This window comes from Salmonella sp. NW177 (assembly GCF_051811585.1).
Taxonomy (GTDB): domain Bacteria; phylum Pseudomonadota; class Gammaproteobacteria; order Enterobacterales; family Enterobacteriaceae; genus Salmonella; species Salmonella enterica.
The window spans coordinates 586527-598651 of the sequence record NZ_JAMMZV010000002.1 but is presented as its reverse complement, the minus strand read 5'-3'; the positions used below and the strand labels follow the sequence as shown (position 1 = coordinate 598651).

At 52.9% G+C, this 12125-nt stretch carries 10 protein-coding genes; 7 read left to right on the top strand and 3 right to left on the bottom strand.

Annotated features, from left to right (window positions below; translation table 11 throughout):
- Window positions 1-130 precede the first annotated feature (130 nt).
- Window positions 131-1027 carry an antimicrobial resistance protein Mig-14 gene (locus NA986_RS09605; RefSeq protein ID WP_000701504.1) on the top strand — a complete coding sequence of 299 codons (897 nt, stop codon included), beginning with the start codon at window positions 131-133 and terminating at the stop codon, window positions 1025-1027.
- 719 nt (window positions 1028-1746) lie between these two features.
- On the opposite strand, the gene NA986_RS09600 is transcribed toward NA986_RS09605, so the two are convergent.
- The 3 genes from NA986_RS09600 to tctD form a co-directional block, all read right to left on the bottom strand.
- Complete coding sequence (locus tag NA986_RS09600) at window positions 1747-2760, bottom strand: HoxN/HupN/NixA family nickel/cobalt transporter (RefSeq protein WP_001059354.1); 1014 nt, start codon at window positions 2758-2760, stop codon at window positions 1747-1749.
- A 132-nt stretch (window positions 2761-2892) separates the two neighbouring features.
- A complete protein-coding gene (locus tag NA986_RS09595) occupies window positions 2893-4308 on the bottom strand; it encodes a sensor histidine kinase (protein WP_023216131.1) in 1416 nt (471 codons plus the stop codon).
- Window positions 4295-4969 carry a transcriptional regulator TctD gene (tctD, locus tag NA986_RS09590; protein WP_001237934.1) on the bottom strand — a complete coding sequence of 225 codons (675 nt, stop codon included), beginning with the start codon at window positions 4967-4969 and terminating at the stop codon, window positions 4295-4297. The genes NA986_RS09595 and tctD overlap by 14 nt, the downstream gene beginning before the upstream one ends.
- 154 nt (window positions 4970-5123) lie before the next feature.
- Here tctD and NA986_RS09585 point away from each other — a divergent pair, with 154 nt between their 5' ends.
- The 6 genes from NA986_RS09585 to gabD all read left to right on the top strand — a co-directional run bounded on the left by NA986_RS09585 (window position 5124) and on the right by gabD (window position 12116).
- Window positions 5124-6101 carry a Bug family tripartite tricarboxylate transporter substrate binding protein gene (locus NA986_RS09585; protein WP_000744413.1) on the top strand — a complete coding sequence of 326 codons (978 nt, stop codon included), beginning with the start codon at window positions 5124-5126 and terminating at the stop codon, window positions 6099-6101.
- An 11-nt stretch (window positions 6102-6112) separates the two neighbouring features.
- Window positions 6113-6547 (top strand): tripartite tricarboxylate transporter TctB family protein, encoded by a 435-nt coding sequence (locus tag NA986_RS09580; protein WP_001574835.1) that lies wholly within the window; start codon window positions 6113-6115, stop codon window positions 6545-6547.
- 10 nt (window positions 6548-6557) lie between these two features.
- Window positions 6558-8072, top strand: coding sequence for a tripartite tricarboxylate transporter permease (locus NA986_RS09575; RefSeq protein ID WP_000382034.1), 1515 nt, complete (start codon window positions 6558-6560; stop codon window positions 8070-8072).
- A 302-nt stretch (window positions 8073-8374) separates the two neighbouring features.
- Window positions 8375-9352: a glutarate dioxygenase GlaH gene (glaH, locus tag NA986_RS09570; protein WP_000993096.1), complete on the top strand. Its 978-nt coding sequence runs from the start codon at window positions 8375-8377 to the stop codon at window positions 9350-9352.
- Window positions 9353-9377: 25 nt separating this feature from the next.
- On the top strand, window positions 9378-10646 hold the full coding sequence (lhgO, locus tag NA986_RS09565) for an L-2-hydroxyglutarate oxidase (RefSeq protein ID WP_000271918.1): 1269 nt from the start codon (window positions 9378-9380) through the stop codon (window positions 10644-10646).
- Between the two features lie 21 nt (window positions 10647-10667).
- Entirely contained in the window at window positions 10668-12116 is a 1449-nt protein-coding gene (gabD, locus tag NA986_RS09560; protein ID WP_023216129.1) for an NADP-dependent succinate-semialdehyde dehydrogenase, read from the top strand.
- Window positions 12117-12125 lie beyond the last annotated feature (9 nt).

Here is a 12125-nt window from a genome sequence, read left to right as displayed (position 1 = left end):
CCTTCACCATAACGTCATCGATTAGCATGTTAACCATTAAATACAAGCTAAACATTTGTCACATTTTTATTTGGTTGAGCAAAAAAATAATACAAAATAGAATTTTCAGTAAGCTAAGTCAGGAGTTTTGGTGAAAATACAAGAAGTTAAGCGTATATTAACCCGCTGGCAGCCGTCTTCCTTTGCCCTATACCGGGAGGTGTTTACGCAATACGGCGGTAGTATCAATATGCACCCAGATATTGTGGATTATTTTATGAAGCGCCATAACTGGCATTTTAAATTCTTCCACTATAAAGAAGATGATAAGATTAAAGGCGCCTACTTTATCTGTAATGATCAGAATATTGGCATACTGACGCGCAGAACCTTCCCGCTATCGTCAGATGAGATACTTATTCCGATGGCACCAGATTTACGCTGCTTCTTACCCGATCGTACTAACCGGCTTTCGGCGTTGCATCAGCCACAAATACGCAATGCCATATGGAAACTCACCAGAAAAAAACAAAATTGTCTGGTCAAAGAAACGTTCTCTTCTAAGTTTGAAAAAAGACGCCGTAATGAATATCAGCAATTTCTTAAAAAAGGCGGTAGTGTAAAAAGCGTTGCTGATTGTTCTTCTGATGAACTGACTCATATTTTTATCGAGTTATTTCAGTCTCGTTTCGGCAATACGTTATCTTGCTATCCCGCTGATAACCTTGCCACCTTTTTTAGTCAACTGCATCACCTTCTGTTTGGGCATATTCTTTATATTGAAGGGATACCCTGTGCATTTGATATCGTATTGAAATCTGAAAGCCAGATGAACGTCTACTTTGACGTATCTAATGGTGCAATTAAAAATGAGTTCAGGCCACTCAGTCCCGGCAGCATACTAATGTGGCTAAATATTAACCGTGCCAGACATTACTGCCAGGAAAGACAAAAAAAATTGCTTTTTTCCATCGGCATACTAAGGCCTGAATGGGAATATAAGCGCATGTGGTCGACCCCCTATTTTACCGGGAAATCGATTTGCTAAGAAGAAAGCCTGGACGTAAATATGTTTTTACGCCCGGGTTTTTCATAAATCCTGATGAACTGATAAAAAACGAAATTTAATCAGAATTTAAAAAATAAGTTAACCACCATATAATCATAATGACAATTACTCGAAATTCACTTACACTATACTCGGTTTTATGGAATTGATTAACACGGTATGTTACAGATAACGTGCTAAAAAGCGTGCAGCGGTTATACATTTTCATATGTGTGTGTCATTAACCTGGCGTCAAGAACAGATGATGATGACAACTACCCTTTTATCTCTTCTGGCCTGGCATACCGTCAGTAGATTAAAGGTGTAGCCTTACTTTATGGCATTACAAAAATGTAGGTGAGGTCTATGCTCAATGTATACGTTATTTGTAACAACGCTCTTGTGCATAAACAATACGTTATTGCCAACAGCACTGAACGGGTACAGTGGTTCTTGCTGACAACAGGCTTAAAGATCGCCTTAACACGGGATACCTGATAACTGGATTATATTATGACACATGCAGACTGGCTGATTCTTGGGTATACAACTGTTATTATTATTTTTGGTATTGTATGTTATATCGGATTGCTTAAATTGATAACGAAAGGCAAGCATGAAAAATAACGCACTTACCGGGAAGAATATACTCTCAGGAGATAAAATGCTTCGGCAATGATATGACACCACTGCCGAAATGCTATTTTTACAGAAATCAATCAGGTATTGAGGGTGATTTTATCATAGCCGCGCCAGCGATAATTCAACAACGAGAGCAGCCAGAATAACACGAAAGCGCCCACTACCCAGAAGCCCACATTCCCCATATGATCGTTAAGCGTGCTTACGGTCTGCCAAAATGTTCCGCTTAACTGTAACGCATCATCAATCAACCCCAGCGCCTCAAGCCCGCCAATCGCCAGCGCGACAATGACGGATGCGGCGGTAATGGTCATATTATAATAAAGCTTACGTAATGGACGCGAGAAAGCCCAACCGTAAGCGCCGACCATGACAAAGTTATCCAGGGAATCCACCAGCGCCATCCCGGCGGTAAACAGCACAGGAAAAATCATCATTGACCAGAGAGATAGCCCCTGGTTAGCTGCTGAAGCGGAAATGCCCAGCAATCCAACCTCGGTTGCGGTATCAAATCCCAGACCAAACAGAAAACCGACAAAATACATATGCCAACTGGAAGTGACCAAACGAAACGTACGCTGAAATATACGCGTCATCAGCCCGCCAGGTATGGCCTCGTCATGCGCCCTCACTGACTCGCCGCGGGTAACCGAGCGAAATTGCCGCCAGACGTTGAACAAAATAAACAGGTTAAGCAGGGCCATCGCCAGCAGAAAAAAAGCGGAAACAGCCGTACCAATCAACGAACCATATTGATGCAAAACATCAATACGATCGCGAAATGCCATCGACGTCACAACAATCGCCAGACATGCCAGAACGACAATGGTCGAATGACCTAATGAAAAAAACGCCCCCACGCCTAAAGGCGTTTTACCCTGCTGCATCAGTTTACGGGTGACGGTATCGATGGCTGCGATATGATCGGCATCAACCGCATGACGCAGCCCAAAGCTATACGCCAGTATGGCTGCGCTTAGCATGACTGCATGGTGATGAAAAACACAGAACGCCCAAATCCAGGCCAGGATGTTAACCCCGACAAGAAAGACGGTTAATGCTATTCCCCGTCGTTTAGTATGATTATTCATGCCCCTGCACCCACTATATTTTTAATTAACGCTACGGTTTGTAGGGGGAATGTATGATCATTTGATTAAAACGTCACACCTCAAGATGCGACTTTTTGTAAACGTGCTTTACCGCTGACACATTTGTGCGCATTACTGCGGAACAAGGCTTAAAAAGCGTATCCGAACGTATAACCCTCCCAACGCTTCACTACGGGAAAAATGGGGATGAGTACGGTGCAGGCGTGCGATATCATTGACCAAAGCCAGACCAATACCCGCCCCGGCCACATTTCCTACGTTATCGAGCCGGTGGAACGGCTGTAGCGCCAGATGGATATGTTCATCATCAATGCCGGGGCCGCTATCTTCGACAACCAGCGTCACAGCATCGCCATCCCGTTCAAGCCGCGCGGTGACGATGCCTTGCTCAGGCGTGTATTTCAGCGCATTATCCAGCAAGTTTCCGCACAGCTCGCTAAGCAGTACCTCATCCCCCTCGATCCACATCGCTTCCTGTTCGCCTTCGTAGCCCAGGTCGATATGTTTACTCCGTGCCTGCGCCAGGCGGGTAAAACAGCCGCTCTGTACGATACCGTACAGATTCACCGGGGAAAAACGCCGCTCGCCCTGCTCTTTATGCTTTACCGCAGAAAGTTGCAACAATCTTTCCGTGAGCTGAATGGTGCTATCCAGCGTTACGCTCATCGCCTGCAGACTTTCGTACCAGTGATGAGGGTGCTGGCTGGCTAACGCCACCGCCGCCTGCGTTTTTAACACCGCCAGCGGCGTTTTTAACTGGTGAGAAGCATCGGCGCTAAAGCGTTCCTGCCGGGAGAGGATGCCGCGGAGCCTGTCAATGTAGCGATTAAACGCCACGATTAACAAGCGTGTTTCCGACCACGGCAGCAGTTCCGGCAGCGGCGTTAACAGACCCGGTTCGCGGCGTACCATTAATGACGAAAGTTGACGCATAGGGCGCAGGATCCGGCGTAATAACCAGCCAACCAGCACCAGGGTTAGCAGCACCAGCAGACCCTGTGAGATCCAGGAAGAGAACAGCAGTTGGCCCGCCAGATAACGACGGGACTGCAGCGTCTCTGCGACATAAATCTCCGCCATGCCGATAATGCCGCCTTCGTTGACCGGCTGTAGCAAACGCGCCACGCGGATCGCCTCGCCGCGATACTCGGTATGATAGAACCACGCCAGCGCCGGATAAAGCCGGGTACGAGGCGTAGCGGGCGGCATGGCAGGCAGATCGTCATAACCGGAAATGACCTTTCCGGAAGGGTCGACGACTTTGTAATAGAGTCGATCATTCATATTAAGCTCGAAGCTATCCAGCACCACCCAGGGCACGTTAACTTCCAGATGGTTATTGCGCACCACCAGCCGTTCCGATACCGTTCGCGCCGAGGAGAGCAACGTACGATCATAAGCCTGAGTGGCGGCCTGTAGCGCATTGACATAACTGTTAAACGCCGACAGCCCCCATAGCAGAATCAGCGGCAACCCCAGGAACAGCAAGAGTTGCAGGTACAACGATTGCGGCTTAACCCACTTCATCGCCGCGCTCCAGCACATAACCCAGGCCGCGCAGCGTCGTAATTCGTACATCGCTTCCCTGGAGTTTTTTACGCAGTCGATGAATATAAAGTTCGATGCTTTCAGGGCTTACCTCATCGTTCAGGCTGAACACCTGTTCAAAAAGCTGCTGACGCGAAACTGGTCGCGTTCGTCGGTACATCAATACGGTTAAGAGCGCCTGCTCACGCGGCGTCAGCGCTAACGGCTGTCCCTGTAACAGAAAATACCCTTCATCATGAAAGATCAATTCACCCAGTTGCTGAACTTCATGAACCTGCCCAGCGCTGCGTCGGAGCAAGGCCCGTAAACGAGCATCCAGCTCTTCCAGTTCAAAGGGTTTCGGCAGATAGTCATCGGCGCCGACGTTGAGACCTTTTACACGATCCGCCACCGCGCTTCGCGCCGTGAGCAGCAAAACGGGCAAGGTCTGACCGCGTTTACGCAGCCGTTGCACCACCTCCAGTCCATCCATTCCCGGCATATTGATATCCAGCACCGCCAGCGCGTACATTTCACTGTGCAGAAGATGGTCAGCCGCCAGGCCGTCAAATACGCAGTCCACGGCAAAGCCGTTTTGCACCAGCGCTTTTTCCAGCCAGTGAGCCAGCTCACGGTTATCTTCCGCCAATAAGAGACGCATATCACATCCTGTAAAGTTTCTGCCGCATTGAAAGGGAATTGAAAGGTTATTGTTTTAACAATCACGCAACCGAACTGCTACATGTCGGCTCACATAATCACAAAAATCTTCTTCCGAACCTGAAAAATCCGGACGTCCGGCGTGAGGATAAAAAATGAAAAAACAATTACTTCGTACCCTTACTGCAAGCATTTTATTAATGAGTACCTCTGTTCTGGCGCAGGAGGCACCGTCGCGAACGGAATGTATCGCGCCAGCCAAACCTGGCGGCGGTTTCGACCTCACCTGTAAGCTGATTCAGGTGAGTTTGCTGGAGACTGGCGCTATCGAGAAACCCATGCGGGTAACGTATATGCCCGGCGGCGTCGGCGCTGTGGCCTATAACGCGATAGTCGCCCAACGCCCTGGCGAACCCGGGACTGTGGTCGCCTTTTCCGGCGGTTCGCTGCTCAACCTGTCGCAGGGGAAATTTGGTCGCTACGGCGTGGATGATGTGCGCTGGCTGGCAAGCGTGGGCACTGATTACGGCATGATCGCCGTGCGTGCGGATTCCCCGTGGAAAACGCTGAAAGATCTGATGACGGCGATGGAAAAAGATCCCAACAGCGTGGTCATTGGCGCTGGCGCCTCTATTGGCAGCCAGGACTGGATGAAGTCGGCATTGCTGGCGCAAAAGGCGAACGTCGACCCGCACAAGATGCGCTACGTTGCCTTTGAGGGCGGCGGCGAGCCGGTGACGGCATTAATGGGCAACCATGTTCAGGTTGTCTCCGGCGATCTCAGTGAAATGGTGCCTTATCTGGGCGGCGACAAAATCCGCGTGCTGGCCGTCTTTTCAGAAAATCGGCTGCCGGGCCAGCTTGCCAATATCCCTACCGCTAAAGAACAGGGCTACGACCTGGTGTGGCCGATTATTCGCGGCTTCTACGTCGGGCCAAAAGTCAGCGATGCCGATTACCAGTGGTGGGTGGATACCTTCAAGAAGCTCCAGCAAACCGACGAGTTTAAAAAACAGCGCGATCTGCGCGGCCTGTTTGAGTTCGACATGACCGGCCAGCAGCTCGATGACTACGTGAAAAAACAGGTTACTGATTACCGTGAACAGGCGAAAGCCTTCGGACTCGCGAAATAATCGCGGAGGCAATGATGAGCGATCGTATCTTTGCGGGTATCTGGCTGTTGCTCTGTATCGCCGGGCTATTCATCGCCTGGCAGATCCAAAGCGAATACAGCTATGAACCCGTCGGCCCCCGCCCTTTTCCGCTGGGGATTATCGGCCTGATGGCGCTCTGCGCGCTGGCGCTGTTATTGCGCCATCCCGACACGGTTAGCTGGCCGCGCCGCCATGTGCTGCAAAAGCTAATTACCATGATCATCATCCTGTTGATGTATGCCTGGGGATTCGAATGGCTGGGTTTTCCCATCGCCACCGCGCTTCTCACCATGGTTATCGGGATGCTGTTCGGCGCCACGATTCCGGCGGCGGGTATCTCCGGCGCGGTATTAGGCATTCTGCTGTGGTATGCCTTTGACCGGCTGCTTGATGTCACCTTACCTCTCGGCGCCTGGCTGAGTTAACGGAGCAACGATGGATACCTGGATATATCTTTCTCAGGGCTTTGCGGTGGCGATGACGCCGGAAAACCTGGTTATCGCGTTGATTGGCTGCTTCGTGGGCACGATCGTCGGTCTGCTGCCGGGCCTGGGACCGATCAACGGCGTGGCAATCTTACTGCCGCTGGCCTTTGCGTTGCATCTGCCTGCGGAGTCGGCGCTAATTCTGCTGGCGACGGTGTACATTGGCTGTGAGTATGGCGGCAGGATCTCCTCCATATTGCTCAACGTCCCCGGCGATGCGGCGGCGATCATGACGGCGCTGGACGGTTACCCGATGGCGCAGCAAGGGAAAGGCGGCGTAGCGCTGTCGATTTCCGCAGTCAGCTCATTTTTCGGTTCATTAATCGCTATCGGCGGCATCATTCTGTTCGCCCCTTTACTGGCGCAATGGTCGCTGGCCTTTGGTCCGGCGGAATATTTCGCCTTAATGGTTTTTGCCATCGCCTGTCTTGGCAGCATGATGGCGCAAAATCCGCTTAAATCATTTCTGGCAGCGCTGATCGGTCTTGGCCTTGCGACCGTCGGCGTGGACGCCAACACCGGGGTTTATCGCTTTACCTTTGACAGCGTTCATCTTTCCGACGGCGTACAGTTTATCGTCGTGGTGATCGGCCTGTTCTCGGTATCAGAAATACTTTTAATGCTGGAACATACCAGCAGCGGGCAAACAATGGTCCGCAAAACGGGTCGAATGTTGTTCAACCTGAAAGAAGGCGCGCAGTGTATCGGCACCACCCTGCGTTCTTCGGTAATCGGCTTTTTTGTCGGCGTATTGCCCGGCGCCGGGGCGACCATCGCCAGCGCCATTACCTATATGACCGAGAAAAAACTCAGCGGCAACAGCGATAGCTTCGGCAAAGGGGATATTCGCGGCGTCGCGGCGCCGGAGGCGGCAAACAACGCCTCTGCCTGCGGCTCCTTCATCCCGATGCTGACGCTGGGCGTTCCCGGTTCCGGCACTACGGCAGTGATGATGGGGGCGCTGACGCTGTACAACATCACGCCAGGCCCGGCGATGTTCACCGAACAGCCGGATATCGTCTGGGGACTCATCGCTGCGCTGCTGATTGCGAACGTGATGCTGCTGATCATGAATATCCCGTTGATCGGTCTGTTCACCCGTATGCTCACCATTCCGCTGTGGTTCCTGGTACCCGCCATCGCTGCCGTATCGGCGGTAGGGGTGTATGCGGTACACAGCACCACCTTCGATCTGGTGCTGATGGTCGCACTTGGCGTGTTAGGGTACATTTTACGTAAAATGCACTTCCCCATGTCGCCGCTGATCCTGGGATTCGTACTGGGGGAAATGCTGGAGCAAAACCTGCGTCGCGCACTCTCCATCAGTAACGGCAATATGGCGATTTTGTGGCAAAGCGGCGTTGCCAAAGCCCTGCTGATCATGGCGATCATGGTCATTGTCGTACCGCCAGTGTTACGTCTGATCCGTAAACACAGCCGTAAACCGCAGGTTGACGCCGGTTAATTGACTGCTGAAATACGTTGTACTTGTCCGGCCTACGCGCTCATGTGCCAGGCCGGGCAACCCCGCCAGCATCACTCTTTCCATAACTCGCTCATTTTACACCCCTTCTTGCCGTTGTCAGGCTCGTGGCGCCGTTAACCTCCCCCTTCGCATTGTTAAATATTTGTTGTTTTTGATCACAATAATTAAACAAAAGCGGTTATTTCATACGCGTTTCTGGAAAATGTCGATATTTTTAATTTATGGCTACGAAATGAGCATCGCCATGTCTCCCTGACCATCTACCGAGAGGAATGATTCTGATGAATGCACTGACTGCCGTAAAAGCGAACACAGATGATTTAGCCCAACGCCATACTGGTTTCACCCTTGCCCCTTCGGCGCAGTCGCCGCGCCTGCTGGCGTTAACGTTTACGGCGGATACCACAAAACAATTTCTTCATCAGGTTGCGCAGTGGCCGGTGCAGGCGCTGGAATACAAATCTTTCTTACGTTTTAAAATCGGCAAGATCCTCGACGATCTGTGCGGCAATCAGCTACAACCGCTGTTGATCAAAACGCTCCTCAACCGTGCACAAGGCGCGCTGTTGATCAGCGCCGAAGGGATCGATGATGTCGCACAGGCAGAAGAGATGGTCAAACTGGCGACGGCGGTGGCGCATCTTATTGGTCGCTCCAACTACGATGCGATGAGCGGCCAGTATTACGCGCGTTTCGTGGTCAAAAACGTCGACAACTCCGACAGTTATCTGCGCCAGCCCCACCGCGTAATGGAACTGCACAATGACGGTACCTATGTTGAGGAGGTGACCGACTACGTGCTGATGATGAAAATCGACGAACAAAATATGGAAGGCGGTAATTCGCTGCTGCTGCACCTTGATGACTGGGAACATCTGGAGTCGTTTTTTACCCATCCGCTGGCGCGTCGCGTCATGCGCTGGGCGGCGCCGCCAAGCAAGAATGTTAGCCATGACGTCTGGCACCCGGTGTTTGATGTCGACCAACAAGGCCGCCCGGTCATGCGTTATATCGACCAGTTCGTCCAGCCAAAAGACTTTGAAGAAGGCGTCTGGCTCAGCGAGCTTTCAGACGCGCTGGAAACCAGTCAAAACATCCTCTCCGTGCCGGTACCGGTCGGCAAATTCCTGCTGATTAACAATCTATTCTGGCTACATGGACGCGATCGTTTTACGCCGCATCCTGACTTGCGTCGCGAGCTGATGCGCCAGCGAGGTTACTTCGCCTACGCCGCCAGCCATTATCAAACTCACCAATAAGCGCCACGGCGAAGGAATTATGCGGATGTATGATTTTGTGATTATCGGCGGCGGCATTATCGGCATGTCGACCGCCATGCAACTTATTGATGTCTACCCGGATGCGCGCATCGCGTTGCTGGAAAAAGAGTCCGCGCCAGCCTGCCACCAGACCGGGCATAACAGCGGCGTGATCCATGCCGGGGTGTACTACACGCCCGGCAGCCTCAAAGCGCGGTTTTGTCTGGCGGGCAATCAGGCGACCAAAACCTTTTGCGATCAAAACAACATCCGCTACGACACCTGCGGCAAAATGTTGGTCGCCACCTCGGAGCTGGAAATGGCGCGGATGCGCGCGCTATGGGAGCGGACGGCGGCCAACGGCTTAGAGCGCGAGTGGTTAAGCGCGGCGGAGCTGCGTGAACGCGAACCCAATATCATTGGCCTGGGCGGGATTTTTGTCCCTTCCAGCGGGATTGTCAGCTATCGCGATGTCGCGACGGCCATGGCGAACCGCTTTCAGGCCAAAGGCGGCGAGATCATCTACCATGCCGAGGTCAGCGCGCTGACAGAACATGCCGCTGGCATTGTTATTCGCACCTCGCAAGGTCGGGAAATAGAAACCGCTACGCTTATCGGCTGTGCAGGACTGATGGCGGATCGGCTGGTCAAAATGCTGGGCGTGGAGCCCGGTTTTATTATCTGCCCTTTCCGCGGCGAGTACTTTCGTCTGGCCCCGCGACACAACCGGATCGTTAACCATTTGATCTACCCGATCCCCGATCCGGCAATGCCGTTTCTCGGCGTCCATCTTACCCGCATGATCGACGGCAGTGTCACGGTCGGGCCGAATGCGGTGCTGGCGCTTAAACGCGAAGGCTACCGTAAGCGCGACGTTTCCTTCACCGACACCCTGGAGATTTTCCGCTCCGCCGGCATTCGCCGCGTACTGCAAAACCATCTGCTTTCCGGACTGGGCGAGATGAAAAACTCGCTGTGCAAAAGCGGCTATTTGCGGCGAGTACAAAAGTATTGCCCCAGCCTGACCGTCAACGATCTCCAGCCCTGGCCGGCAGGCGTGCGGGCGCAGGCGGTTTCACCGGACGGCAAACTGATTGATGATTTTCTGTTTGTCACGACGCCGCGTTCCATTCACACCTGTAACGCCCCCTCCCCGGCGGCGACATCAGCGATACCTATCGGCGCGCATATCGTCAGTAAAGTTCAGGCGCTACGCGCAAGCCAGAGCAACCCCGGACGTACGCTGCGTGCGGCACGCAGCGTGGACGCACTACACGCCGCATTTACCCGTTAACCCTTCAGACAGGAAGCAATTATGCAACTCAACGACTCTACCCTGTTCCGCCAGCAGGCCTTTATCGATGGCGACTGGCGCGACGCGCGCGGCGGCGATGTCATCCCCGTGAGCAACCCCGCCAACGGGAAACCGCTCGGCAATGTGCCCAAAATGGGGGCGGAAGAGACGCGCGACGCCATCAACGCTGCCAATCGCGCCCTGCCCGCCTGGCGCGCGCTCACCGCCAAAGAGCGAGCCAATATCCTGCGTCGCTGGTTCAATCTGATGATGGAACATCAGGACGATTTGGCGCGTCTGATGACGCTGGAACAGGGTAAACCGCTGGCGGAAGCGAAAGGCGAAATTAGCTACGCCGCCTCGTTTATTGAATGGTTCGCCGAAGAGGGGAAGCGTATCTATGGCGACACGATTCCAGGTCATCAGGCCGATAAACGGCTGCTGGTGATTAAGCAGCCCATCGGCGTCACCGCCGCGATTACCCCGTGGAACTTTCCCTCGGCAATGATCACCCGTAAAGCCGGCCCCGCGCTGGCCGCAGGCTGCACAATGGTACTCAAACCCGCCAGCCAGACGCCGTTTTCCGCGCTGGCGCTGGCGGAACTGGCCCAGCGCGCCGGAATTCCCGCAGGCGTATTTAACGTCGTTACCGGTTCGGCAGGCGATATCGGCGGCGAGCTGACCAGCAACCCGCTGGTACGCAAACTGTCGTTTACCGGCTCGACGGAGATTGGCCGCCAGCTAATGGAACAATGCGCCAAAGACATTAAAAAAGTGTCGCTGGAGTTGGGCGGCAATGCGCCGTTTATCGTCTTTGACGATGCCGATCTGGATAAAGCCGTCGAAGGCGCGCTGGCTTCGAAGTTTCGCAACGCCGGGCAGACCTGTGTCTGCGCCAATAGATTGTATGTTCAGGACGGAGTTTACGATCGTTTTGCGGAAAAACTCAACCAGGCGGTAAATAAGCTCTCGGTCGGCGACGGCCTGCAAGCCGGCGTCGCTATCGGGCCGCTGATTGATGAAAAAGCCGTGGCGAAAGTCCAGGAGCATATCGCCGACGCGCTGGAAAAAGGCGCCCGCGTCATTACGGGCGGTGAAGCGCACAAATTGGGCGGCAACTTCTTTCAACCGACCATTCTGGCGGATGTTCCTGATAACGCGAAAGTCGCCAAAGAAGAGACATTCGGGCCGCTCGCGCCTCTGTTCCGCTTCAGCGACGAGGCGGATGTCATCAGACAGGCTAACGATACCGAGTTCGGCCTGGCAGCCTATTTTTATGCACGCGATTTAAGCCGCGTTTTCCGCGTCGGTGAAGCGCTGGAATACGGCATCGTCGGTATTAATACCGGCATTATCTCCAACGAAGTCGCGCCTTTCGGCGGTATTAAGGCCTCCGGATTAGGCCGTGAAGGTTCCAAATACGGCATCGAAGATTATTTAGAAATCAAATATATGTGCATCGGCCTTTAACAGGAGAGT